Annotated in this window: 23 protein-coding genes; 6 read left to right on the top strand and 17 right to left on the bottom strand. The window is 62.0% G+C overall.

Annotated features, from left to right (window positions below; all coding sequences use genetic code 11):
* The first annotated feature begins 84 nt into the window (after window positions 1-84).
* From GGU46_RS17500 to GGU46_RS17490, 3 genes are read left to right on the top strand one after another with little or no spacing between them, the layout of a single operon-like run.
* Complete coding sequence (locus GGU46_RS17500) at window positions 85-2,706, top strand: polynucleotide kinase-phosphatase (RefSeq protein ID WP_317171933.1); 2,622 nt, start codon at window positions 85-87, stop codon at window positions 2,704-2,706.
* Entirely contained in the window at window positions 2,706-3,488 is a 783-nt protein-coding gene (locus GGU46_RS17495) for a nucleotidyltransferase domain-containing protein (RefSeq protein ID WP_183404857.1), read from the top strand. Before GGU46_RS17500 ends, GGU46_RS17495 begins: the two co-directional genes overlap by 1 nt.
* Before the next feature lie 35 nt (window positions 3,489-3,523).
* Window positions 3,524-4,621: a DNA polymerase beta superfamily protein gene (locus tag GGU46_RS17490; protein ID WP_317171932.1), complete on the top strand. Its 1,098-nt coding sequence runs from the start codon at window positions 3,524-3,526 to the stop codon at window positions 4,619-4,621.
* A gap of 143 nt (window positions 4,622-4,764) precedes the next feature.
* Here the strand turns inward: GGU46_RS17490 and ilvC are convergent, their stop codons facing one another.
* From ilvC to GGU46_RS17465, 5 genes are all read right to left on the bottom strand, one after another.
* Complete coding sequence (gene ilvC / locus GGU46_RS17485; protein ID WP_183404856.1) at window positions 4,765-5,853, bottom strand: ketol-acid reductoisomerase; 1,089 nt, start codon at window positions 5,851-5,853, stop codon at window positions 4,765-4,767.
* Window positions 5,854-6,126: 273 nt separating this feature from the next.
* Window positions 6,127-6,732, bottom strand: coding sequence for an acetolactate synthase small subunit (ilvN, locus tag GGU46_RS17480; RefSeq protein WP_183404855.1), 606 nt, complete (start codon window positions 6,730-6,732; stop codon window positions 6,127-6,129).
* A 153-nt stretch (window positions 6,733-6,885) separates the two neighbouring features.
* Window positions 6,886-8,655: a biosynthetic-type acetolactate synthase large subunit gene (gene ilvB / locus GGU46_RS17475; protein WP_183404854.1), complete on the bottom strand. Its 1,770-nt coding sequence runs from the start codon at window positions 8,653-8,655 to the stop codon at window positions 6,886-6,888.
* Complete coding sequence (gene ilvD, locus GGU46_RS17470) at window positions 8,612-10,339, bottom strand: dihydroxy-acid dehydratase (protein ID WP_183404853.1); 1,728 nt, start codon at window positions 10,337-10,339, stop codon at window positions 8,612-8,614. Before ilvD ends, ilvB begins: the two co-directional genes overlap by 44 nt.
* A gap of 79 nt (window positions 10,340-10,418) precedes the next feature.
* Window positions 10,419-11,327, bottom strand: a complete 909-nt coding sequence (locus tag GGU46_RS17465; protein WP_183404852.1) for a branched-chain amino acid transaminase — start codon at window positions 11,325-11,327, stop codon at window positions 10,419-10,421.
* 515 nt (window positions 11,328-11,842) lie between these two features.
* Here GGU46_RS17465 and GGU46_RS17460 point away from each other — a divergent pair.
* Window positions 11,843-13,387 carry a hypothetical protein gene (locus tag GGU46_RS17460; protein ID WP_215906381.1) on the top strand — a complete coding sequence of 515 codons (1,545 nt, stop codon included), beginning with the start codon at window positions 11,843-11,845 and terminating at the stop codon, window positions 13,385-13,387.
* An 84-nt stretch (window positions 13,388-13,471) separates the two neighbouring features.
* On the opposite strand, the gene GGU46_RS17455 is transcribed toward GGU46_RS17460, so the two are convergent.
* Complete coding sequence (locus tag GGU46_RS17455; protein ID WP_183404851.1) at window positions 13,472-14,341, bottom strand: hypothetical protein; 870 nt, start codon at window positions 14,339-14,341, stop codon at window positions 13,472-13,474.
* Between the two features lie 12 nt (window positions 14,342-14,353).
* The gene (locus tag GGU46_RS17450) at window positions 14,354-14,812 is read right to left on the bottom strand and encodes an ABA4-like family protein (RefSeq protein WP_183404850.1); all 459 of its coding nucleotides are present in this window, start codon (window positions 14,810-14,812) and stop codon (window positions 14,354-14,356) included.
* Window positions 14,813-14,976: 164 nt separating this feature from the next.
* On the opposite strand from GGU46_RS17450, the gene GGU46_RS17445 reads away from it, so the two are divergent.
* The gene (locus GGU46_RS17445) at window positions 14,977-15,696 is read left to right on the top strand and encodes a hypothetical protein (RefSeq protein ID WP_183404849.1); all 720 of its coding nucleotides are present in this window, start codon (window positions 14,977-14,979) and stop codon (window positions 15,694-15,696) included.
* 119 nt (window positions 15,697-15,815) lie between these two features.
* Here GGU46_RS17445 and GGU46_RS17440 read toward each other — a convergent pair whose 3' ends face one another.
* The 3 genes from GGU46_RS17440 to GGU46_RS17430 form a co-directional block, all read right to left on the bottom strand.
* Window positions 15,816-16,241 carry a hypothetical protein gene (locus GGU46_RS17440; RefSeq protein WP_183404848.1) on the bottom strand — a complete coding sequence of 142 codons (426 nt, stop codon included), beginning with the start codon at window positions 16,239-16,241 and terminating at the stop codon, window positions 15,816-15,818.
* 476 nt (window positions 16,242-16,717) lie between these two features.
* Window positions 16,718-17,830: an AMP-binding protein gene (locus GGU46_RS17435; RefSeq protein WP_183404847.1), complete on the bottom strand. Its 1,113-nt coding sequence runs from the start codon at window positions 17,828-17,830 to the stop codon at window positions 16,718-16,720.
* 48 nt (window positions 17,831-17,878) lie between these two features.
* Complete coding sequence (locus tag GGU46_RS17430) at window positions 17,879-18,328, bottom strand: hypothetical protein (RefSeq protein ID WP_183404846.1); 450 nt, start codon at window positions 18,326-18,328, stop codon at window positions 17,879-17,881.
* A 189-nt stretch (window positions 18,329-18,517) separates the two neighbouring features.
* On the opposite strand from GGU46_RS17430, the gene GGU46_RS17425 reads away from it, so the two are divergent.
* Complete coding sequence (locus tag GGU46_RS17425; protein ID WP_183404845.1) at window positions 18,518-18,736, top strand: hypothetical protein; 219 nt, start codon at window positions 18,518-18,520, stop codon at window positions 18,734-18,736.
* A 200-nt stretch (window positions 18,737-18,936) separates the two neighbouring features.
* On the opposite strand, the gene GGU46_RS17420 is transcribed toward GGU46_RS17425, so the two are convergent.
* From GGU46_RS17420 to GGU46_RS17390, 7 genes are all read right to left on the bottom strand, one after another.
* The gene (locus tag GGU46_RS17420; RefSeq protein ID WP_215906380.1) at window positions 18,937-19,293 is read right to left on the bottom strand and encodes a DUF6370 family protein; all 357 of its coding nucleotides are present in this window, start codon (window positions 19,291-19,293) and stop codon (window positions 18,937-18,939) included.
* A 38-nt stretch (window positions 19,294-19,331) separates the two neighbouring features.
* Window positions 19,332-19,853, bottom strand: coding sequence for a hypothetical protein (locus GGU46_RS17415; RefSeq protein WP_183404844.1), 522 nt, complete (start codon window positions 19,851-19,853; stop codon window positions 19,332-19,334).
* Between the two features lie 191 nt (window positions 19,854-20,044).
* Window positions 20,045-20,869: a 1,4-dihydroxy-2-naphthoyl-CoA synthase gene (gene menB / locus GGU46_RS17410; protein ID WP_183404843.1), complete on the bottom strand. Its 825-nt coding sequence runs from the start codon at window positions 20,867-20,869 to the stop codon at window positions 20,045-20,047.
* A gap of 14 nt (window positions 20,870-20,883) precedes the next feature.
* On the bottom strand, window positions 20,884-22,839 hold the full coding sequence (menD, locus tag GGU46_RS17405) for a 2-succinyl-5-enolpyruvyl-6-hydroxy-3-cyclohexene-1-carboxylic-acid synthase (protein ID WP_183404842.1): 1,956 nt from the start codon (window positions 22,837-22,839) through the stop codon (window positions 20,884-20,886).
* A 77-nt stretch (window positions 22,840-22,916) separates the two neighbouring features.
* Window positions 22,917-23,243, bottom strand: a complete 327-nt coding sequence (locus tag GGU46_RS17400) for a hypothetical protein (RefSeq protein WP_183404841.1) — start codon at window positions 23,241-23,243, stop codon at window positions 22,917-22,919.
* A 31-nt stretch (window positions 23,244-23,274) separates the two neighbouring features.
* A complete protein-coding gene (locus tag GGU46_RS17395; protein WP_183404840.1) occupies window positions 23,275-24,516 on the bottom strand; it encodes a chorismate-binding protein in 1,242 nt (413 codons plus the stop codon).
* A complete protein-coding gene (locus GGU46_RS17390; protein ID WP_183404839.1) occupies window positions 24,513-24,944 on the bottom strand; it encodes a hotdog fold thioesterase in 432 nt (143 codons plus the stop codon). Before GGU46_RS17390 ends, GGU46_RS17395 begins: the two co-directional genes overlap by 4 nt.
* Between the last annotated feature and the right edge of the window lie 199 nt (window positions 24,945-25,143).

Raw genomic sequence — 25,143 nt, 5'->3', positions numbered from 1 at the left:
AGCCGCGGAGGTAGCTCTGTTCCTGCGGCTCCTATTGTTAGTTTCATGTCCTTGACTTCTCTTAAGCTGCCCTAACTGTCCCTGGTGTTGCTGATTGGCACCTCCGGGGCGGGAAAAAGCACGTTTGCCCGCCGCTTATTTCGATCTTCCGAAATCGTCTCCTCGGACCAATGCCGGGAGTTGGTGGCCGATGATGAAAACGACCAGTCGGCCACGCCCGATGCCTTTGCTCTGCTGCACTACCTGGTGGGGCTGCGCCTGAAGCGCGGCCTACTCACGGTGGTAGATGCCACCAATGTACAGCCCGAGGCCCGCAAAACGCTCGTGCAGCTGGCCCGCGACTATCATGTGCTACCCACGGCTATAATTCTAGACGTGCCCGACCGTGTGGCCGAGGACCGCAACCGCGTCCGGGCGGAGCGCATGCACATCGGTCGCCACGTAATTCCGCAGCAGCGCCAGCAGTTGCGGCGGAGCCTGAAAACTCTGAAGGCGGAAGGCTTCCGCCACATCTACCACCTGCGCGGTACCGAGGAAATCGATGCTGTGCAGTCCGTAGTGCGCGACCCGCTCTACAACAACCGCAAGCATGATACCGGGCCCTTCGACATCATCGGCGACGTGCACGGCTGCTACGACGAGCTGGTGCAGTTGCTCACCAAGCTAGGTTACTCCGTGGAAGCCGAACCCATGGCAGATGTGCGCGACCTGGGTGTGCGCGTGCAGGCGCCCGCGGGCCGCCGCGCCCTGTTCCTGGGCGACTTAGTGGACCGCGGCCCGGCTTCACCGCAAGTGTTGCGGCTGGTTATGCGTATGGTGCAGGACGGCACGGCGCTGTGCGTACCCGGCAACCACGATATCAAGCTGCTGCGCCACCTGGGCGGCAAGCAGGTAAATGATAAGCACGGTTTTGCCGAAACCCTCCAGCAGCTGGCCGGCGAGTCGGATACGTTTAAAAACCAGGTGCGCCAGTTTCTTGATGGATTGGTCAGCCACTACGTACTCGATGGCGGCAAACTGGTGGTGGCCCACGCCGGGCTTCGGGAAGATATGCAGGGTAGGGGCTCCGGGGCCGTGCGCGCCTTTGCGTTGTTCGGGGAAACAACGGGCGAAATCGACGAGTTTGGCTTGCCCGTGCGCTACAACTGGGCCTCCGAGTACCGCGGCCGCGCTATGGTGGTGTACGGCCACACGCCCGTGCCGGAACCCGAGTGGCTCAACAACACCATTGATATCGACACCGGCTGCGTATTCGGGGGTAGGCTGACGGCCTTGCGCTACCCCGAGCGGGAGCTGGTAACGGTGCCGGCCGCGCAGGTGTACTGCGAGCCGGTACGGCCCCTATCAGTTGTCAGTTCCCAGGTGCCAGTTGCCGGTAATGGCATAAGTAGCCAAAAGAACGAACTGGCAACCGGCAACTCGCAACTGTCAACTCAACTCACCGCCCAGCAGCAGCACGACGACCTGCTCGATATCCGCGACGTTACCGGCAAGCAGATTATCCGCACCCGCCTGCTGCCGTCCGTTACCATCCGGGAAGAAAACGGCGTGGCGGCCCTGGAAGTCATGAGCCGCTTCGCCCTGAACCCTAAGTGGCTCCTCTACCTGCCGCCCACCATGTCGCCCTCCGAAACCAGCGCCCTGCCCGACCTGCTGGAGCACCCCGCCGAAGCCTTCGACTATTTCCGCCGCCAGGATGTGCAGCGGGTAGTGTGTGAGGAAAAGCACATGGGCAGCCGCGTGGTAGTGGTGCTGGCCAAAGATGAAGACGCCGCCCGCCGCCGTTTTGGGGTAGTAGGCGAGGGGCCCGGCAAATGCTACACCCGCACCGGCCGCAACTTCTTCAACGACACCGTTCTGGAAACAGCCTTCCTGGCCCGCCTGCAGGAGGCGCTGACTACCGCGGGCTTCTGGGAGAAGTTCAGCACCGATTGGCTGTGCCTAGATGCTGAGCTGCTGCCGTGGTCGGCAAAAGCGCAGGAACTGATAAAAAACCAATACGCCGCCGTAGCTGCGGCCGCCACGGCTGCTCTGCCGGTTGCAGCTGGCGTACTAGCCCAGGCTGCCACGCGCAATCTGGATGGTATTGAGGCGCTACTGGCCCGCACCACAGCTCGGCAAGCGGCCGCCGAGCACTATGCCGAGGCCTACCGCCGCTACTGCTGGCCGGTAGAAAGCGTGGCCGATCTGCGCCTGGCGCCCTTCCACCTGCTGGCCACCGAAGGCCGCACCTATTTCGATAAGGACCACGCCTGGCACATGGAAACCCTGCGGGCCCTCTGCCTCGCCGATGAAGGCCTACTGCGCGCTACCCCTTACCGGGTGGTAAACCTGGCGGATATCACCGATGTGGAAGCCGCCACCCAGTGGTGGACCGACCTGACCGCCGCCGGAGGCGAAGGCATGGTGGTTAAGCCCTACGATTTCATCCCGGCCGGGCGCAAACACCTGGTGCAGCCCGCCCTGAAGTGTAGGGGCCGCGAATACCTGCGCATCATCTACGGCCCCGACTACCTGCTGCCGGGCAACCTGGAGCGCCTGCGCGAGCGGGCCGTGAAAACCAAGCGCAACCTGGCCCTGCGGGAATTTGCCCTGGGCGTGGAAGGCCTGGAGCGCTTCGTGGCGGGAGCCCCCTTGCGCGAGGTGCACCAGTGCGTGTTCGGCGTGCTGGCTCTGGAAAGTGAAGCCATTGACCCCCGCCTCTGATGAACGACGCCATGCACACCCGCATTCAGCACGCCCTGCAGGAAGTAGAAGCCACCCACGGCGTTCGGGTGCTCTACGCCTGCGAGTCGGGCAGCCGGGCCTGGGGCTTCCCTTCTCCCGACTCGGACTACGACGTGCGCTTTATTTACTGCCACCCCACCAGCTGGTACCTGACTCTGGAAGAAGCCTCCGATACCCTCAACTTCCCGGTGGATGCGCTGCTGGACCTGGGCGGCTGGGAGCTGCGCAAGGCGCTGAAACTACTGCGAAATTCCAATTCAGCGCTGTTTGAGTGGGTACAGTCGCCGATAGTTTACCGGGAGGCGCTGGATTTTCGGGCTCAACTCCAACCGAAGCTGCCTCGCGCCTTTAACCTGCGGGCAGGCTTGCACCACTACCTGGGACTGGTAAGGCGAGGGCTAGAAACTGATTTCACCGCGCCGGAAGTTCGACTCAAGCGCTTATTCTATGCTCTGCGCGCGGGGCTGGCCGCCCGCTGGATTCGGCAGCGGCAGACCGTGCCGCCCATGCAACTAGCAGAGCTGCTCGCGGTGCTACCCCCTTCCTTGCACGAAGAGGTAGCCCACTTGCTGATAGAAAAAGCTCATGCTGCCGAAAAGGCCACCGTGCTTCTTTCCCCCGCCATGCTGAGTTTCCTGCAGGAAGAGTACGCGGCCTGCCAGCAGGCCCGCGACACGCTGCCCGTGCCAATCGGCACTGATCCTGTTGCCGATCTGAACCAGCTGTTTCAGCACTGGTTAGCCGCTGCTTTTCCGGCCTGAGCCAAGCGCTTCTCATCTACTACCTCGTTAATTCCGTGATTGACATTGCCTACCTGCGTCGCCACAACCTGATTCTGCTGGAAGCCGTCAGCGGCAGCCGGGCCTATGGTACCGACTTGCCTCATTCCGATACGGATTTGAAGGGCGTATTCATCTTGCCAGAACGGGACTTTTACGGTCTCGACTACGTGCCTCAGGTAGCCAATGCCACCAACGACGAGGTGTTTTATGAGCTGCGCCGTTTCGTGGAGCTGTTGCTGAAAAACAACCCCACGGCCCTGGAAATCCTGGGTACTCCGCCGGACTGCATCCGCTACCAACACCCCCTGTTCGCAGCGTTTCGGGCGGAGGATTTTCTGTCCAAGCTTTGCCGCCAAACCTTTGCTGAATACGCCGTAGCCCAGATTCGCAAGGCCCAGGGGCTCAATAAGAAGATCAATAACCCCGAGCCGCCGGCCCGCAAATCGGTGCTGGATTTCTGCTACGTAACCGTGGGCGCCGGTGCCCAGCCCGTGGAGCAGTGGCTGGCGCGCCAAGGGTTGCAAGCCGCGCAGTGTGGCCTAGCCAAGGTTTCGCACCTAACCGACCTTTACGCCCTATTCGTGGATGCTGACCCCGCCGCGCCCAAAGGCTACCGGGGCTTGCTGCGCGATGCGGAAACTTCCAACGATGTGCTTCTTTCGGCCGTGCCGAAAGGAGAGGTGCCGGTGGCCTACCTGTCCTTTAACCGCAACGGCTACTCTACCTATTACCGCGTGTACAAGGAATATTGGGATTGGGTGGCGCGGCGCAACGCCGAGCGCTACGAAAACACGGTGCAGCACGGCAAAAACTACGATGCCAAGAACATGCTGCACGTATTTCGCCTGTTGCGCACGGCCCTGGAAATTGCCACCACCGGCCAACTGCACGTCCGCCGTCCCGACCGGGACTACCTGCTGCGCATCCGCAAGGGCGAGTTCGAGTACACGGAACTGGTAGCCGACGCCGAGAAACTAGTGCAGCAGGTGGACGCCGCGTTTGCCGTTGCTACCCTGCCAGAAGCTCCGGACCGCGCACGAACGGAAAACTTACTGATTGAGCTGCGGCGCCGGTTCTATGAACAACCGGCCCAGAGGCCGACGTTTTCTTAAGAAAGAGGGGGTAGGACAGCCATCGGTTTTTCCTACCCCCTTCTTAATCAGAAACACGAAGCCCAAGCTCATGCCTAGGTCTTTAACGGCCTATCGGGTGCGGTCATCAGCGGGGTAGCCTTTCTTGGCTCAGGCGTCCGCAGCTAGTTGCCTTCAGCGAAAAGCGCGTAGCCTTCCTCTACCTTTTTAGTGGCTTTAGAGCGCAGTTCGCGCACGGTAGCGCCGGTCTGCCACAGCTCCGAGTCGCGCACTTCCTGCAGCTCGGCTTCCAGCTCCCGGCGGTAGCCGGGCGTGGAGCCGCGCTGAATGGTGCGGGCGGCTTCCTGGCCCGAGGCCACGCTGTCGTAGAGTTCGTTGAGGACGGGGAGGGTAGCGTCGCGGAAGCGGCCTTTCCAGTCGAGGGCGCCGCGCTGGGCGGTTACGGAGCAGTTGCTGAACATCCAGTCCATGCCGTTTTCGCCTACCAGCGGCACGAGGCTCTGGGTAAGTTCTTCCACGGTTTCGTTGAAGGCCTCGGAGGGGGAGTGGCCGCGCTGGCGCAGCACCTGGTACTGGGCCTCAATGATACCTGCTAAAGCACCCATCAGCACGCCCCGCTCACCGGTAAGGTCGGAGTACACTTCGCGCTTGAAGTCCGTCTCGAACAGGTAGCCCGAGCCCACCCCGATACCCAGCGCAATGGCCTTCTCATAGGCTTGGCCCGTGGCGTCCTGGTACACGGCAAACGACGAGTTCAGGCCGCCGCCCGCCACAAACAGGCGGCGCAGGCTGGTGCCGCTACCCTTCGGGGCCACCAGAATTACGTCCACATCCGGGGGCGGAATGATGCCGGTCTGGTCGTTGAAGGTGATGCCGAAGCCGTGGGAGAAGTACAGGGTTTTGCCCGCTGTCAGGTGCTTTTTCAGGGTGGGCCACACGGCAATCTGGCCGGCGTCGGAGAGCAGGTTGGCCAGGATGGTACCCCGCGCGGCGGCTTCTTCAATGCTAAACAGGGTTTCGCCTTCCACCCAGCCATCGGCCTCGGCTTTCTGCCAGGAAGCGGAGTCGCGGCGCTGCCCAATGATGACGCGGAAGCCGTTGTCGCGCAGGTTCAGGGCCTGGCCGGGCCCCTGCACGCCGTAGCCAAGCACGGCAATAGTATCCTCTTTCAGGATAGCGCGGGCTTTCTCCAGGGGAAATTCGTCGCGGGTAACTACGTGCTCTTCTACGCCGCCAAAGTTGATGGTTGCCATAAGGTTGGGTATTGGGTTGGAAGATGAAATTGATTTCTTGTCGTTCATTGACTCAGGGTTTAACCCCTGAGCTATGGAGTGTGTAGTGTTTGCCACTTTCGGCCGTCATGTCGAGCTTGTCGAGACATCTCGCATGGTGCTGTTGTATAGCAATCCAGTGACGCGAGCGAGATGTCTCGACAAGCTCGACATGACAGTCGGACGAATCGGGAGAGATGCTTCGACAAGCGGACGCCAGATCAAGCATGACCGTCCTTTTAGGCAGTCAGTGGCCTACATCGTGAACACCTGGCCCCGGCTGTTGAGGTAGTCGTTTTCGCTGACCTCGGGGCCGGGCTCCGTGCGCTCGAACTCGCGGAGCTTGTGGTGGAAGCCCTGGCTGCTCTTGATGATGGCAATGCGGGCCGAGCGCACAAACTCAATCAGGCCGTAGGGCTGCAGCACCGTCAGGAGCTTGTCGGTTTCCTCGCGGTGGCCGGTGGTTTCAAACACCGTGTAATCCTTGCGGATGACCACGGCGCGGGCCCCGTGCTCCCGCAGCAGCCGCTCCACCAGGGCCCGCTCGGCAATAACGTCGGTGGGCACTTTGTAGAGGGCCATTTCCTGCCAGATGACGTCCTCGTTCGGGTTGAAGTACACTTTCAGGACCTCCACCTGCTTTTCCATCTGGCGGGCAATCTTGCGCACTACCTCCTCGGTTTCCACCACTACCAGGTTGAAGCGGTGAATGCCTTCAATTTCGGAAGGCGAGGTGTTGAGGCTCTCGATGTTGATTTTGCGCCGGGAGAACAGGATGGCAATGCGGTTCAGCAGCCCCACCTGGTTCTCGGTGTAGGCCGTGATGTTGTATTCGCGCCGGTCGATGGATTGCTGATGCATGGTGTTTATCTCTATCCGAACGTCATGCTGAGCGGAGCCGAAGCATCTCTACCTCTGGCTAAACCTAGAGGGTAGCAACGAAGTGGTAGAGATGCTTCGGCAAGCGGACGCCAGATCAAGCATGGCGTTCTTTTTGATCCGTTGAACTGCGTTCTACTTCAACCGAATCTCCCCAATCCCGCAGCCCTGCGGCACCATGGGGAAGATGTTGTTCTCGCGCATCACCATCACTTCCAGCAGAAAGGAGCCGGGGTGCTCCAGCATCTGGCGGAGGGCAGGCTGCAGGTCGGGGCGGGCTTCCACGCGGCGGCTGGCAATGCGGTAGCCGCGGGCCACGGTCACGTAGTCGGGGCTCTGGATATCGACGAAGGAGTAGCGCCGGTCGTGGAACAGCTCCTGCCACTGGCGCACCATGCCCAGGAACTGGTTGTTCAGCAGCAGAATTTTCACGTTGATGCCCGTTTGCATAATGGTGCCCAGCTCCTGAATGGTCATCTGAATGCCCCCGTCGCCGATAATGGCTACCACCGGACGCTCCGGCGCGCCGTACTTGGCCCCAATGGCGGCGGGCAGGGCAAAGCCCATGGTGCCCAGCCCGCCGCTGGTGATGCTGCTGCGGGTACGGTTGAGCCGGGCGTAGCGGCAGGCCACCATCTGGTGCTGGCCCACGTCGGTCACAATGATGGCTTCGCCCTGGGTTAGCTCGTTGAGCTGCTGAATGACCTCGCCCATGGTCAGCTCATCGGAAGTTGGGAATAGCTCGTCCCGGATGACGGCGGCAATTTCCTCCGCATCGTGGTCGAGGAAACGCTGGCGCCACTCGGGGTAGGTGCGGGCCTGCACCAGCTCCGTGAGCAGGGGTAGGGTTTCCTGGCAGTCGCCCCACACCGGCACGGTGGCCTTCACGTTCTTGTCGATTTCCGTGGGGTCGATGTCGAGGTGAATCACCTGGGCCTGCCGGGCGTACTTGTCGAGGCGGCCGGTTACCCGGTCGTCGAAGCGCATGCCAATGGCCACGAGCACGTCGCATTCATTGGTTAGCACGTTGGGGCCGTAGTTGCCGTGCATGCCCAGCATGCCCACGTTCAGGGGGTGGCCCGTGGGCAGGGCCCCGGCCCCGAGAATGGTCCAGGCGGCCGGGATGCCGCTTTTCTCCACGAAAGCCCGGAACTCGGCTTCGGCTTGGCCCAGCAGTACGCCCTGCCCCCAGAGCACCAGGGGCCGCTTGGCCTGGTTGATGAGGGCGGCGGCCTGCGCCACGTACTCGGGCCGCACAATGGGCCGGGGGCGGTAGCTGCGGATGTGGGTGCAGGGCCGGTAGCCGCCGAACCGGAACTTCTGCAGCTGAGCGTTTTTGGTGATGTCAATCAGGACCGGACCAGGGCGGCCACTGCGGGCAATGTAGAAAGCCTTGGCCAGCACCGCCGGCAGCTCGTGGGCGTCGGTTACCTGGTGGTTCCACTTGGTAACGGGGGTAGTGATGTTGAGGATGTCGGTTTCCTGGAAGGCATCCGTACCCAGCAGGTGCGCAAAAACCTGCCCCGTGATGCACACCAGCGGGGTGCTGTCAATCTGCGCGTCGGCCAGGCCCGTTACCAGGTTGGTGGCTCCGGGGCCGCTGGTGGCAAACACCACCCCCACCTTGCCCGAAGCCCGGGCGTAGCCCTGGGCCGCGTGAATGCCACCCTGCTCGTGGCGCACCAGCACATGGTTGAGCTGCTCCCGAAAGTCGTAGAGCGCATCATACATCGGGATGATGGCCCCGCCGGGGTAGCCGAACACGGTATCCACGCCCTCGGCCAGCAGGGCCAGCAGCGCGGCCTCGGCTCCGGAAATGGGGCGGGCCGCTGGGGCTGAGAATGGCGTTGCCACTGCCGTTTCAGGCGAGGTTGGCGCGGGCCGGGGTTGCTCTTGCGGGTACATGGTCTTCCTCCTGATAATCGGTGATGCAGCCGCGGCTTGCGTCGCTCACGGTGCGGATATACTTCAGCAGCACGCCGTGTGGCACGCCGGGCCGGGGCCGTTGCCACTGCTGCCGGCGCAACTCCAGCAGGGCCGCATCAACCTGCACCTCCATGGTGTTGGTGCTGGCGTCCAGCGTAATCCAGTCGCCATTCTCGACCAGGGCAATGGGCCCGCCCTCGTAGGCCTCGGGGCACACGTGGCCCACCACAAAGCCGTGAGTACCTCCCGAAAACCGACCATCGGTAATCAGGGCTACCTTGTCGCCCAGGCCCGCCCCCATAATGGCCGCGGTGGGCTTGAGCATTTCCGGCATGCCGGGTCCGCCCTTGGGCCCCACGTAGCGAATCACGACCACCTGGCCGGGCTGAAGCTGGCCCTGCGTGATGCTTTCGTTGAGCTCTTGCTCGGAATTAAACACCAGGGCCGGCCCTTCAAACCGCAGGCCCTCTTTGCCACTGATTTTGGCCACCGCGCCTTTGGGGGCCAGGTTGCCGTAGAGAATCTGGATGTGGCCATCGGCTTTGAGGGGGTTGGAGAGGGGCCGCAGGAGGTCTTGGCTGGCGCCGAGGGGTAGCACGTCGGCCAGGTTTTCGGCCAGGGTTTGGCCCGTCACGGTGGGTAGGTCGCCGTACAGCAGGCCTAGGTTCAGCAAGGTTTTCAGCACGGCCGGCACCCCCCCCATCCCCGACAAATCCTCCATCAGGTACTTGCCGCTGGGCTTCAGGTCGGCCAGTACCGGCGTGCGGTTGCTCACGGCCTGAAAATCTGCCAGGGTCAGCGGCACGCCGGCGGCGTGGGCAATGGCAATCAGGTGGAGCACGGCGTTGGTAGAGCCGCCCAGCACGGTGGTCACCACCAGGGCATTCTCGAAGGCCTCGCGCACCAGAATGTCGCGGGGCTTGAGGTCACGTTCGAGCAGACGACGCAGGTAGGCACCCACCGAGCGGCACTCCTGCTGTTTCTCCTGGCTAACCGCCGGGGCGGACGAGGAAAACGGCAGGCTCAGGCCCAGCGTTTCAATGGCCGCCGCCATGGTATTGGCCGTGTACATGCCCCCGCAGGCGCCGGGTCCCGGGCAGGCATTGCGGATAATACCCCGGTACTCCTCGTCCGACAGCTGCCCCCGTAGCTTCTGGCCGTAGGCCTCAAAGCACGAAACAATGTTGAGCTGCTGGCCCTTGAACGTGCCGCCCGTAATGGTACCCCCGTACACCATCAGGGAAGGGCGGTTGAGGCGGGCCATGGCCATGAGGGCGCCGGGCATATTTTTGTCGCAGCCCATCACGCAGGCCAGCGCGTCGTAGTTGTGGGCCCCGGCCATGGCTTCAATAGAGTCGGCAATGATTTCCCGGGACACCAGGGAGTAGCGCATGCCCGCCGTACCATTCGTTATGCCATCCGATACCCCAATGGTGTTGAACCGCAGCCCTACCAGCCCCTGCGCCTGCACCCCTGCCTTTACCTGATCGGCGAGGCCATTGAGGTGCATGTTGCAGGTATTGCCCTCGAAGCCCGTAGAGCAGATGCCCACAAACGGCTTGCGCAACTCCTCCTCCGACAGCCCCGAGCCAATCAGCATAGCTTGGGATGCGGGCAGGCTGTCGTCCTGGGTGTAAATCCGGCTGTATTTGTTCAGGGTCATTTCGGCGGTTTTGGAATTAGCGCGAAGCTCCTGCTTCGCGTGTTGTTGATGTTGGGGGGGAGGTGCCCTAAGCCACTACCTAGCGTGGCTGCCCGGCGAAACTGGCGCTACGGCTCACTGCCTGCCCCGTTACTAGGGCCTGGTAGTGGCTGGCGAGCATGCCGCCAATGGAGTGCTGAAACGGCTTTTCAAACACGATGTCATCCACGGAAGCCACGCCGATAACCTCGGCGGCCGTGCCCGTCATGAAAGCGGCCGACGCGGTGCGCAGCTCCTCGGGGCGGAAGAGCTGCTCGTGCACCGGTATGCCGGCTTCGCGGGCCAGGTCAAGGACGGTGTTGCGGGTGATGCCGCGCAGGATGCTGCCCTGCGGGGCCGTGTATAACTCGCCGTTGCGCTCGAAAAAGAAGTTGGCACCCGGGCCCTCGGCCACGTAGCCGTGCAGGTCCAGCAGCAGGGCTTCGTCGTAGCCGCGCTGCTTGGCCTCGGTGCTGGCAATGATGGAGTTGACGTAATGGCCCGCCACTTTCGCCTCAATGGGCACGGCCTTGGGGTTGGGCCGCTCGTAGGGCGAAACAGTCAGGCGCAGGAGCTGGTCGCCGAGGTACTTGCCCCATTCCCACACCGCAATCAGCAGGTTACTACGGTTGGCGGCCTTCAGGCTCATGTTGGGGGTAGCGGCGTACACCAGCGGCCGGATGTAGGCGTCGGTCAGGTGGTTGCGCTCCAGCACCTCGTAGCTGATGCGCGTGAGTTCCTCCACTGAATACTCCAGGGGCAAGCCAACGCACCTGCACGAGTACTGCAGCCGCTGGTAGTGCTCTTCCGCCTTAAAAATTCGGGTACCAGCCGGGGTACCGTACGCCCGGATGCCTTCAAACACGGCGTAGCCATAGTGCAACGACTGGGCATACACCCCGCAGGTAGCCTGCTCGGCCGGCACAAACTCGCCATCCAGAAAAGCGACGGTATTACTGCTGTAGTACATAAAAAATCCAGAGTTGGGGGAGAGAACAGGAAAGAAGCCGCAGGAAAAAGCCTGCCGCGGCCCCGGGCCAAGAAAGGTGGGCTGTGTGCCAATGAATCCGCCGTTCTTTCAGCCCGCAAGCGGCAGCATACTAACCGGTAGCACCAGCAGTAAAGCGGGTTTCATGGAAAGCAGCCGCAGCAGGCAGGGGCAGGGCAACCGGCAGCGCAAAGCCCGCCCGCGACTTGGCGGGGTTCTATTCCGGCGGGCCCGTAGCAGCTGCTGGCGGTGCAGCCAGCGGGCGCTGCCCTCAGCACGCCCACTCGCCTACTTGCCGCAGCCAGCAGAAGAAATAGTGCAGACCAGGAGGTGGAAAAAGGCTCGGGCATATCATCTTTACGGCGGTAGGATGCCTGCAAGTACCACCGCCGCTAATCACTCGTAAAACTTTTTTCTTACTTAGATACTATTTCAAAATCTTTGTATTTTGAATGTAAAATACTTATAATCAACTGATTGTGTTTTGATCAACTACAATGCCCAACGAAAACACCGACCCGGTTTTTCAGCTCATCAAGACCCTGACCCGCACCGAAAAGCGGCACTTCCGCCTGTTTGCCAACCGCCAGGGCTCCGCCGATGGACTGAAGTTTCTGCAGCTTTTCGATGCCCTCGACGGGCAGGAGCGCTACGATGAGGAACGGGTGCTGGCGCAGGTGCCGGCCATCAAAAAAATGCAAGTAGCCAATCTGAAGGCCAACCTGTACCGGCAGCTGCTGGCCAGCTTGCGCATGTACCACGCCGGCCACAACCTTGATATTCAGCTCCATGAACAGCTAGATTACGCCCGCGTGCTCTACAACCGCGGCCTCTACCAGCAAAGCCTGCGCATGCTGGAAAAAGTGAAGGCCCAGGCCCAGCAGGCCGAAATGAAACACATGGTGCTGCTGGCGCTGGATTTTGAGAAGTTGATTGAGGGCCAGTACATTACCCGCAGCCTGCGCGGCCGGGCCCGGCAACTGTCGGATGAGGCCACGGCTACCGTGCGGCACGTAGCCCGCGAGCATGAGCTGTCTAACCTGGCCCTGCGCATGTATGGGCGCTACCTCAAAATCGGGCACACCCGCAACCAGCAGGACCACGACAACATCACGGCCTACTTCCGGGAGGGGCTACCCGCGCTAGACCCGCGGGAGGCCGGCTTTTTCGAGCAGCTGTACTACTACCAGGCCCACGTCTGGTACTACACCATCACCCAGAATTTCTGCTTCTGCTTCCGCTACGCCCAGAAGTGGGTGGATCTGTTTGAGCACAACCCCCTGATGCGCGAACAGCAGGCCATGCTCTACATCAAGGGCCTGCACAACCTGCTGATTACGGCGCACAATATGTTGTACTACAGCAAGTTTGAGCAGGTGCTGGCGCGACTGGAGGCCTACGCCGCCGACCCCGACCGGCGCACCAGCCCCAACATTGAAATGCTGCTGTTTCTGTACCTCTACACCAACCGCCTCAACGGCTACTTCATGCGCGGGCAGTTCACGGAGGGCCTCACCATTATTCCGGAACTGCTGGAAAAGCTGGACTACTTCCGCCTTCAGCTCGACTCGCACCGGCGGCTGGTGTTCTACTACAAAATTGCCAGTCTGTACTTCGGCAGCGGGCAGCCCGACAAGGCCATTGACTACCTGAATAAGGTTATTTACTTCAAGGAAATGAGCCTGCGCGAAGACATTCAGTGCTTTGCCCGCATTCTCAACCTGATTGCCCACTACGAGGCCGGCCGCGACGAAGCCCTGGACTACCAGATCCGCTCGGTGTACCGTTTCCTGGGCAAACTGAACGACCAGCAGCAGATGCAGGAGGCCATTTTCCAGTTCCTGCGCACCCTCGGCGACGTGGCCCCCTTCGAGCTGAAAGATGCCTTCATCAAGCTCAAAAACCAGCTCATCGGTATTGCCGAAAACCCCTACGAGCGCCGCCCCTTCCTGTACCTCGACATCATTTCCTGGCTGGAAAGCAAAATCGAAAACGTGCCGGTGCAGGAAGTAATCCGGCGCAAATTCAGGCAGCTGAAGTAACAGAGTGAACGACGCCGGACCAAAAGTAACTCGGCCCCGGCTCTCGGGCGCAGCCGAGACAGCCGAGGCTGAGTTACTTTTGGCTTACCAGTTTACAAGCGGCCTGCCCTCCAGTGCCTGCATGAACAGCCAAACCATCTCCCCGGCATACAGCACTGCTCCCAGCCACGTCAGGAGGGCGGCGCGCCGGGGCACTGTGCGGCCCAGCACCCAGCCCAGCAAGGGCACCGCCTGCAGAGCGTGCAGACCCAGGAAATGGGCAATGCGCAGGTCGCCGGCGCGGGTGCTCCAGCCCAGGCCCGGCAGGCCGGGGCCGCCATCGGGGGCGCCCACAGTGTGCTGGTTCTGGTGAATCATCATGCCGCCCAGCACACTACCCACCAGGAACAGCAGCAGGCCCAGCCGCACGCCCCACACGTAGTCGGCGCTGCCGTGCGGGCGGTGCCGCCACACCAAGTACACGGCCCAGATGGTAAGAACAGTATTCAGCAGAATGAACACGCCCATTAGGTTGAATACCAGTATATTGAAGCCGCTGGCAATGTTGTAGTGCGAGGTAGTGCCCCGCGCGGCCTGCCCCGTAATGCATACCATTTCCACTACCATGCTCAGGGCTACCCCCCGGCTGATGCGCCGCACCGGCTTCTGCACCCCAGCCGGCAAATCGGCTAGCAGCCAGCCCAGTGTCCAGAGGTAAAGCAAGCCCGACAGTGCAAACTTGGCCGGCTTCACCCACACCGGCAGCCCGGTTACCAGCCGGTGGTCGAGGAGGAGCAGCACCAGCGCCAGCAGCAGCAGCCCCGCGTGCAGCCAGCCCGCCCCCGACAAAACCGGGTTGACGCGGTGCAGCACCCGCAGCCATTCGGCAACATAGGCGAGCGGGGAAGAAGCGCGGCGGTTGGGCGCCCGTAGAAGGGTAGCAGAGCGCGCTTTCAGCGGTAGAATAGCAGACATGGTGGCGAGAAGCTAATGCGTGGCAGAAGAACCCGAGGTAGCAGCAGCGCCGTAGAAACGCCGCACCCAGGAGTAGAGAAGCAGGCCTACCGGGCCCAGCATAAACGTGAGCAGCAGGCAGGGCACCAGCAGCAGGTGCGGCACCCCCCGCCGCCGGGCATCCCGGCTTTCCCAGACACCCAGGCACAAATCGAAGCAGAGGTAGTGCACCCAGCCGGCCAGCAGGGCCCACGGGTCACGGAACAGTGCGGCTACCTGCTGCAGGGAGCCGAAACCTCCCTCGCTCCCCTGGGCCCCGAGGTAGTGGCTACCGATCAGCAGGGCATAGGTGGCGGCCAGCACCAGGGGTAGGGCGCCGCTCAGCACGAGGCGGCGGGTGCCGGCCCAGTGCGGGGCCAGGATCAGCAGGGCCCAGCCCAGCATAGCCACCGGGTTGGCCAGGGAAAACAGAAAATCGGGGGTGAGTGCCATATGCGCCAGGAGTAGATGACACCGTAAACATGGCTGAAAATCAGGCCGTGACGGCAACTAATGCGGGCGAAGCAGCGGCCGCCGCCGGTGAGGTGTGCTGTGAGGTAGGGTGAAGCGTAACGCCCGGGTACAACTTCCCCCGCGCGACGGCGTACTTTTGAGCCGTGGAAGCCGCTTGTTTATCCCGCCTGCTCCTGGCCTCGTCCGTTCTGCTGCTCAGCGCCACCACTGGCCGGGCCGCCGCTACCCCCGCGTACTACTACGACACTACCTTCGTGCGCCAGAGCCACCGCCGGGCCGTGTTTCAGTTCGACCAGCGCTTTTCCATTCTGAACGGGAAAGTAGTGGGCATCAATGGGGTGAAAGGCGGCATTGAGTGGCGCGGGCGGTGGCGCGCGGGCCTCGGCGTGTACCGTCTGTCGGGTGGGGTGCCTACCCGCATTGCCCAGCCCGAAGGCACCCCCGCCGGCACCCGCGACGAGGTGCGGTTCCGCTACCTGGCCGCTTACGGCGAGTACGTGTTTATTGGCAATCCGCGCTGGGAGCTGAGCACGCCCTTGCAGCTGGGCGGCGGCAGCTACTACACCAAGTACTACTTCCCCGACGGCGGCATCCGGCGCACCAACAACCAGTTTCTGTTCGTCATCGAGCCTTCCATTGCCGCGCACTACCGCGTTTTTCGCTGGATAGGATTAGGAGCCGGCACCGGCTACCGGCAAGTAATGGCCGCCGGCAAACTGCCCCAGGACGATATGAGCGGCATTATTTTCTTTGGCCGCGTCAAGCTGTTCCTCGGCGACTTGCTTAAAGTAGTGCGCGGCCACGAGCGGCTTTTTTCTCAGCGAGGCCTGGAAAACAGCCGCCTTCGCCAAACCGCCGAATAACTACGGGGTGCTCGGGCCCGTTCCTACCCCCTGAAAACGCCCAAACCCCTACCTCCGGGCCGGAAGTAAGGGTTTGTTGATTGCTGCCGCCGGCCAACCGAAGCCGGCGCTGCCCGAAACTAGCGCGGCCCGGCTACGCCTTTCGCCGACAGCGGCCGGCGCAGCACGTAGCGGCGCACGTACTCGCTGGGCTCGCCCTTGGTGTAGTTGATGGGCTGCTCCAGAATTTGCACAATTTCCCAGCCCCGGCTGCCCATGTAGTTCAGGGCGCTGATGGTGGTAGCAAACACCTGAATCTTGCCGGCCTCGCGCACTACCTGCTCCGAGCCGCCCAGCTTCTCGTAGCCGTAGCCGAAATCCACGTAAATGTCGCCGCTCTTTTCCTTCTCCGGCTTACCCAGATTGACGGCTCCCGTCCGCATCAGCTCACAAAATTCGTAGCGGATAGCATCTGCCTGCACGGGGCGCACGGCCGACGGGGTTTGGGCCTGGCTGGCCGTGGTCAGAACCAGCAGCAGGGCGAGAAGAGAGAAGAAATGCTTCATGTGAGGTTGTGAATAAAAAAGAGGTAGCGAAAAAAGAAACCGGTCTGCCCGGAGAACCAGATAATGCCTGGGTTGGCTGGTCTGGGAGGGGTAGGCGACGGGGCGGGTCGTTGCAAAGTACCGGGTGCGCCGTGCCCCACTGCAGCGCCGGATGCATGAGGTAAAAAGCTTGCACAAAACAACGGATATTTTAACAAAACCAATAGCTGCCCTGGCTTCTCCGGCTGTACGCATCAGGCCGGCCACCTGCGCCGTAGTAGGGCAAGCGAGGTTGCGCCAGAAAACCAGGTTGCTCCGGCAAGCCAAGTGCTTTGGTTGGCTGTCAGCAAAAAGAACCGACCAAAACCCGGTGTCATTCTGAGTGGGAGCCAAAACCTTCTCCGGAAGCTGATTTTCTTGCATAGCTGGTGGCAAGAGCCCTGCACTCCGCTCAGGATGACACCGGGTTTTCGGCCCCTCCGTTGGCTCCGGATAGTTTATAGTACGCTGCGCATGGTGGCCAGGCGGTCGAGCTTGCCGGAGGCCGTAGTGCTGAACTGCGGCACGAACACCAGCTCCCGCGGCACCTCATACTTACCCAGGCGCCGGCTCAGCAGAGCCTGGAGCTGCTGTTGCTGCGCGGCGGGTAGCGCGGGGCCTTCCAGAAAGGCGGTTACCTGCTCGCCCAGGCGCTCCTCGGGCCGCCCGGCCACAAAGGCGCGCGTGGTGAGGCCCAGCTCCATCAGGGCTATTTCCAGCGCCTGCTCTACTTTTTCGGCCGGCACTTTCACCCCGCCGCTGTTAATGACAAAATCGGCCCGGCCCAGCCACTCAAACGTGTGCGCATCCAGCAGCTGTACCCGGTCGTTGGTGGTGATGAGCTGGCCCCGCGTTACGTCGGCCACAATGGTAAGGCAGCCCCGCTCATCCTGGCCCACCTCAATGCCGGGCAGCACCCGGTACGTGGGGGTAGGGTTTGGGCCGTTGAGGCGGCGCAGGGCAATGTGGGAGGCCGTTTCCGTCATGCCGTACGTAAGATACACGGGCACCGTCAGCAGCTGACTGTCGCGCTCCAGCCCTTTGTCCACGGCGGCGCCGCCCACCAGAATGCCCTTCAGGCGGTTCAGGCGCGGGGCGTGGCCGGCGGCCAGCACGGCCCGCAGCTGCAGGGGCACGAAGGAGGTAAAATCAAAGTCCGCCTCCGTGGGCACCAGCGCCAGCGGGTCGGCCTGGGGCTCTACAATGGTCAGGTGCATGCGCCGCTCGAAGGCCCGCACCAGCATCATGATGCCGCCCACGTACTCGCAGTTCAGGCACACGAGCATCCGCTGGCCGGGGCCCAGGTCGAAGTAGTCGCCGGTGCGGCGGGCCGAGGCTTCCAGCTGCCGCCGCGTCATGGTCACCGACTGCGGCGTGCCGGTAGAGCCGGAGGTGTGCAGGGTAAACTCCTGGGCCCCGTTCAACCACTGCCGGCAGAAATCCAGCACCCGGGCTTCGTAGCCATTCAGGTCGGTGGGCGAGTTGGCGGGGTATTGCTGCAGGTCGTGGTAGCGAAATTCGCGGCCGTTGAGCAGCAGGGAGTCGGGAAGGAGGGAGGGGGTAGGGGTCATAGGAACATCAAACGAAAAACCAGCGGCTCAGGCTGCCATTCTTATGTTCTAGCTGAGCAGCCAGCGCTGGTAGGCCCTGGCCGAAGGAGCCGTGAGCAGGCACAACACCAGCAGGAGCCCTCCGCCAGCTACCAGCTCCCAGGGGCTGCGGGTCAGAAAGTACGAAACCAGCAGCGGCAGGCTCAGCAGGTTTAGGAGGCTGTTGCGCAGGATCAGGCGGCTCTGATAGATACGCAGATTCTCCTCGGACCGCCGCCGCAGGTTGGGCCGCATCCGCCGGTATAGCCACCAGAGCAGCGCGCCCACTACCGGAATCAGAAGGCTCAGCAGAATAAGCACGGGCCAGGAAGCCGCCGGCAGGCGCGTTGGTTGTCCGGCCTCTACCCCGCGGCTAGCCAGCAGCACAACACTTGTCATCAGGAGCGCCTGCGCCGGGAAGTGCACCCAGTGCAGACGCCGGATGCGGCGAATGGCCTGGTGAAACTCGGGGTTATTCATGGGCTCAGGCGTAGGCGGCTGGGTATGGGCTGATGCAGGAGAGTACGACGGGCCGCCGGGCAAAGGCGACCTTTCAGGATAACCGCTATGCTCGGCGAACTTCCCGACCAATAGGAGGCAGGTGTGGTGGCGCTTGACTTTCGCGGGGCAAACGTTGTATCTTAAGCAAGTCACCAACCACCAAACGCCATGCAGCCCACCGCCCCAAGTCCGTTTGTTCTGGCCCGAACCTGCGTTTTCCGGCGCTACCTCACGTTTCGCAACCAAGTAGCCGTGCCGGCTGCTGCTCCCGTGAAGGACGCCGCCCGCAAAGCCCGTAAGCTGCTGAAGAAACAAGTAAAGGATGAGCGCCTGCGCAACTTTTTCGGGTGGTGCGAAGGCTGCGCCGCGTATGGCTCCATCTTCTAATCTGGAGTAGTGCCATGAGGCCTGAAAACGGCAGCGCTACCCCAGTAAGGTAGCGTTGCCGTTTTTAGGGCAGTTAGTGCCACACCCTTCGTCCTTATGCCAGCGGCACTCCCGCCAAACGTTACCCAGGAGCCATAAACTGGCTGCGAAGACCTTGCCCGGATTTCATACTGCGCGGCCGCCAGCTCAGCGCAAGCGCATCAGTTGCTTTTGCCGGCCGCGGGCAATAGTTTGAAGTACGTGGCCTTGAAGCGGTTATCCACTACCTTGCCCTGCACCTCGGCCCGCCGAATGGTCTGGCAAAAACCGTCCTTGGCGTGGGCGTCGCCGTGCGAGTCAATGGTGGTGCCGTCCACGAAATAAGCTTTCCCGTCGAAGCGCACCGCCAGGTCGCAGCTTTTGCCCGGCAGGCCCAGCTGGCACTGCCCGCAGGAAGCCTGCACCACGCGCACGTCTTTTTGGGGGTCAGGAGCCGCCGCCGTTGTGGTGGTGGCTTGGGCCTGCGCTGCCGATACGGTAGCGGCGCTGGTCAGCAGCAGGAGTAGCAACGATTTCATGGGGTAAGGAAAGGTGAGTATGTTTCGAGTACGCAGGCTTACGTAGCGGCCACCATAGTAGCCACCGCCCCCGCCGATACGGTCATGTAATAGTTGGTGCAGTGAATGGCTGTCAGCAAGAGCAGGTGCTTATCCTCAACGGTTTCAAACAAGTCGGTGCTGTGCAGGGTGTAGTCGTAGTTGGCGTTGCTCCACTTGAAATCAGGCTGGATGGTCAGCAACTCCTGGCCGTGTTTGTCCTGCAGCACATACGTGTTTTTCAGCACGCTCTGGTTTTTCAGAACCAGCGCCCGGCCTTCGCCGCCCAGCCTGGATTTCAGCACGATGTTGCCGTTCCAGTGCATCTTAAAGCTCAGTAACACCGATGCTTGCTGGTCTTTCACCTCAATAGTAGTTCCCCAAAACCCTTTAGGTTCTGCCCGCAGCGAAGTGCCATCGGCCAGGGTCAGCACCGCTTTAAACGAAAACCACTCGGTGTAGTGCAGCTCACCCAGCGCGGCGCCCTCCGTCAGCAGCCGGAACGTGCGGGATTCCATCGATTTAACCTGGTATTCAGCCATAGAGGAAATTGTTAAGACTGGAAAGCATTCAGATGGATGGGGCCCTACGCCCCGGTGCGCTCCGGGCCGAAGCACGGGGGCAATATAGCAGGATTGGGCCAAGCAGCTACCGCCGCGCTCCTCGTGCTGACAGGTATAAAAAAAGGCCCGTACGTTACGGTACGGGCCTTTTGCTGGGGTAGGAGATACGCTTACGGGAACTTGGGGAACTTCGAGAAGTCGGGCTTGCGCTTCTCGATGAAAGCGTTCTTGCCTTCTTTGGCTTCCTCGGAGAGGTAGTACAGCAGCGTAGCGTTGCCAGCCAGCTCCTGAATACCAGCCTGTCCGTCGAGCTCCGCGTTGAAGCTTGACTTGAGCATGCGCAGGGCCAGGGGGCTCTTTTCGAGGATTTTGTGACACCAGGCTACGGTGGTTTCCTCCAGCTGCTCCAGGGGCACCACTTTGTTGACCAGGCCCATATCCAGGGCTTCCTGGGCGTTGTACTGGTCGCAGAGGAACCAGATTTCGCGGGCTTTTTTCTGACCTACGATGCGGGCTAGGTAGCTCGCTCCGAAGCCGCCATCGAACGAACCCACGTTGGGGCCGGTCTGGCCGAAACGGGCGTTTTCAGCAGCAATGGTCAGGTCGCAGACAACGTGTAGCACGTGGCCGCCGCCAATGGCCCAGCCGGCCACCATGGCTACTACGGGCTTGGGGATGGAGCGAATCATTTTCTGCAGGTCCAGCACGTTCAGGCGGGGCACGGTGTCCTCACCCACGTAGCCGCCGTGGCCGCGCACGCTCTGGTCGCCGCCCGAGCAGAAGGCCCGGCCGCCCTCACCCGTCAGGATGATAACGCCGATGTCGGTGCGGTTGCGGCAGATATCCATGGCCTCAATCATCTCCTGCACCGTGAGGGGCGTGAAGGCGTTGTGCACCTGTGGGCGGTTGATGCTGATTTTAGCAATACCGCCGTGCTGCGTGAAAAGAATTTCGCGGAACTCCTTAATCGGGGTCCAGGTCAGTTGTTCGGCCATAAGGTGGGCAGTAGTTAGGAGGAAAATGAGGTCCGGACCGCAGCCCGGTACTGTTCAAAGAACTCGGCGTTGGTCTGGCTGTCGGTGGTAATTTCGAGCAGACTAGCGCCGGATTCGGGTGCAAAGAAAACCGGTAGCGCCGACTCTAGTTCAGCGAAAGACGAAACGGCGAAGTAGCGCAGGTTAAAATCGCGCGCCGTATTCTCAGCGCGCAGCATCTGGCGCGTTTCAAAAAACTCTTCCAGTTCCGGCTGCTGGCGCGGCCCGTCAATCAGGCGGAAAATGCCACCCGCATGGTTGTTAAGCAGGATGACGCGCAGATTGGGGGTAGGGTAGTTGTGCCAGAAGGCATTGCGGTCATAGAAAAAAGCCACGTCGCCGGTAAGCAAGACTACAGGCCGCTCGGGCTGAGCCAGAGCCGAGCCTACGGCCGTGCTATTGCAGCCGTCAATGCCGCTGGTGCCCCGGTTGGCGAATACTTCGATGTTTCGGCCCGCCGGCAGCCCCAGGATATTAGCGTAGCGCACGGCCATGCTGTTAGCGAGGTGCAGGGCGGCGTGGTCGGGCAGTTGCTGCAGAGCTTGGTAAATGGCCGTAAACTCGTTGAACGGCTGTTTGGGCTGCTGCATGAATTCTTGCAGGAAGCCAGTCGCCCAGTTTTCGGCGGCCAACCAGGGCTTCAGATAAGCAGCTTTAGTCATCGTCTGCGCTTCGCTGAGCTGTCCGCCGCTACCCGACCAGGTAAGCCTTGGCGTGCCGGCGGGGGTAGGAGCTGCCGCTACGCGGGTGGCATCCTGAGCAGCGGTGTGGCTAGGCGCGGTAACAGTTGAATTCGAACTTTGAGAAGCTATAGTTGCGCCAGGAATCAAGCTAGTATTAAGAGCTTCAGAGGCAGCTATACTATCCGCTATACTACGTGTGCCCACCGTCAGCAGAGCCACAAAGAAATCGGCCGGCTCCATACGGATCGTCTTGGTCAAGGACTGGAACGTGTCGGCTACTACTCCTGCGGGCTGAATGTGCCAATGCTGAGCCGGTTTGGCGTTGCGCAGGTAGAGTTTCAGGGCTTTGGAGATGAGCGACTGGCCAAACGTAATCAGCAGCTCCGGTTTCAGGGCTTCTTTCAGGCCCGGTTCCGGTACGGCCATAAATACATCCTGGCGGCCCAGGGGCCGCAGGCGCTGGTCGTAGCCCACGGCGGCGGGCAGGTGCAGGTTGGCAATCAGGTCGCCGACCACCGGCACCTGGTAGGCCGCCGCAAACTGGTGTAACGCCAGCAGCAAGTTCATATCGGCGGGGTGCTGACCGGCTACCACCAGCACCCGGCTGGTGCTGCGGATAGCTTCGGCCAGCTCCGCGAGGGTAGGGGCCGGCAGCTGGGGGCGGCCGGGCAGCTCGCGGGTTACTTTCACTGGGCCAAACGTCAGCTCCTCGCCGGCTTTGGGGTAGAAGGGCTCCCGCAAAGGCACATTCACTTGCACCGGTCCGGCCGGAAACTGCTCAGCCAGCCCAATAGCCTCCGACACCAGGCGGGTGGCGTGCCACTGGGCATCAGCGTGGGTGGTATCAGTAGGGAAAGTAAACGAGGCTTTGGCGTGGGCCCCGTACAAATCTGTCTGCCGCACGGTCTGACCGTCCAGTTGGTCAATCCATTCCGGGGGGCGGTCGGCCGTGAAGACTACCAGCGGAATCTGCTGAAAATACGCCTCTGCCACAGCTGGGGCGTAATTCAGGCCCGCCGTGCCTGAGGTGCACACCAATGCTACAGCCCGCCGCTGCGTCTGTGCCAACCCCAGCCCGATAAAGGCCGCCGCCCGCTCATCCGGCACTGTCCGCACCCTAATTTCCGGGTGGCGCGCGAAGGCAATGGTCAGCGGCGCGCACCGGGAGCCCGGCGACAGCACCACGTCCGTGACACCCAGCCGGGCACAGATTTCGGGGATGTTATGAACAGCTTGGAGGGAAGACATGGGGGAAGGAAGTAGGAGCAGGAGCGGAAAGCAGCTACGTCAGAACAATTGTGTATAAGCGAGGCTATAACCGGCTGCTACATGTGAATGTCTTCGGGCTTTACACCGGCTTCGCGCATAATGTCGCAGGCTACATCGTACAGAAACTCGCGTTCCTCGGTATCGAAATCGTCGGTGTCCCACTCCTCCAAAAACGACTGGACGGCGGCCGTCAGCTCCGGGCTGCCCGGCGCGGCCGTGCGCAGAGCACTCTGCAGATGCCGCACGAAATCAACAACAGCCTGTTGCATTTCCTGCTGTACATCGTCGTCGGAAGGGCGCAGGCCGCGGGCCGCCCAGCTCTCCGCCGGAAAATTGTTGCGGGTGACGTAGGCTTCGAGCTGTTGATGGAGGGTAGTACGCATAGAGGAAGGCAAGTAAATAACGACGCTTTATTTACGCTGAAGCCGGGGAAGGTTCCTGCAGAATAGCCCCCACGGTGCGCAACTTCAATTCGGTTTCCTGCCACTCGCGGGCGGGATCAGAATCACTAGTGAGGCCGGTGCCGGCGTAGAGAATGGCTTCCTGGGCGCGCAGCTGCAGGCAACGGAGGTTCACATAAAGCCGCGCCACGCCGGCATCGGGTAGGTTGACGGGACCCAGGAAGCCGGCGTAGTAGGCGCGGTCGTAGCCCTCGTGGCGGCGCAGAAACTCCAGGGCCGGTTGCTTGGGTACGCCGCCCACGGCGGGGGTAGGGTGCAGCAGCCGCAGCATATCGGTACCAAGGGTAGGAAAAGGAACCTGGGTGAGGTACACGGCGAAATCGGTGCGCAGGTGCAACATCTGGCCCGCCGCCACCGTGCGCGGACCCCGCTCGTCGTACTCACGGAGGCGCAGCTGCTTAAAGCAGTTCACGATGTAGCGGGCCACCATGGCATGTTCTTCCAGGTCTTTGTGGGCCCATTTGGCCGTAGCGGGTTTCATGCCCGGTAGCAGGGGCTGAGTACCCGCCAGGGCCATGGTCCGGAACACTTGGTCTTCGTCGATTTCGGCCAGCACCTCCGGGGTAGCGCCCAGCCAGGTTCCTACCCCCGGCGCACTCACCAACGATACGAAGGCATTGGGGTAACGCTCCTGCAGCTCGGCAAAGGCTGCCAGGGCATCAAACCCGGCGGGCAGGGGCCGGCGCACCGCCCGGCTCGATACCACTTTTTGCACCGTGCCAGCCTCAATAGCTGCTACGCCGGCCGCTACCAGCGCCTCGTACTCAGCCTGCGAAGCAGTAGCCGGCGCGGGCTGCCGGCTCAGGTGCCAGGGCAGTTCGGTGGTTTCGGGAAGGGTAGCAAACCGTTGCCGGAGCTCCGGCAGGCGCGCCGCAGCAGCGGCACTCACCTGAATTTCCTCGGGCTTCGCCAGGTCGAAGAACAGGTCGGCGGGCAGGAACAGCGGTGGGTTGTGGTCGGAGTCGCGGAAGGGAAAAAAGGCAAAACCGGCCGGCGCCGTGGGCTCCAGGGCAGGCGGTAGTCCTATGTAGGCCGAATCAACCTTCAGACTCAAACACAGCCGGGGCTGCTCGGCGCCGGGCAGCCGCCACAGGGCCACGGGCCGGCCGCTGGTCAGGGCCAGGGCCACCAGCCGCCGCAGCCGCTCGCCTACGGGTAGTTCAGGCTTCCAGGCAATGCGCTGCAAACTGCTCATGCCTGCGGTTTTGTCTGCGGTATATCGATAACGGCCATGGTAATGCGGCTGATGCACACCAGGGCGCCGGTTTCCTCGTGGGTAATCCGGATTTCCCAGACCTGGGTGCTGCGCCCCACGTGCAAGGCCGTGGCCCGCCCAATTACGTAGCCCTCGCGCACGCCTTTGATGTGGTTGGCATTGATTTCCAGCCCTACACAGGCCTGTTTAGTGGGGTCGAGCTTGGTGGCGGCGGCCACGCTGCCCAGGGTTTCGGCCAGGGCCACCGAGGCGCCGCCGTGCAGCAGGCCCATGGGCTGGTGGGTGCGCCCATCCACGGGCATGCGGCCTTCCAGGTACTCGTCGGTGAAGGCAGTGAGTTCAATGCCGAGGGCGTCGGCCAGGGTGGGGCGGGTGCTGACCCACTGTTTGATTTGCTCCAGCGTCATGGATAGGGGCGGGGTGGAAGAGGCGGGGCCATCCCGGAAAAAGGATGCGGCCTCTCTTCCGTTATAACAAAGTCGGCGCCCGATGTTCCGGCCCGACCTACCCTGCCTCTACGTAAAACAGAAGAACAAACTCTGCCTCTCGGCACGTCCTTTCCGGCGAAAAGGCCGTACTTTAAAGCAGAAACAGCAAAACTAGCGG

The sequence above is a fragment of the Hymenobacter latericoloratus genome (assembly GCF_014199535.1).
In the GTDB taxonomy this organism is placed as follows: domain Bacteria; phylum Bacteroidota; class Bacteroidia; order Cytophagales; family Hymenobacteraceae; genus Hymenobacter; species Hymenobacter latericoloratus.
The sequence above is the reverse complement of the archived record's forward strand: the minus strand, read 5'-3'. Positions and strand labels throughout refer to the sequence as shown.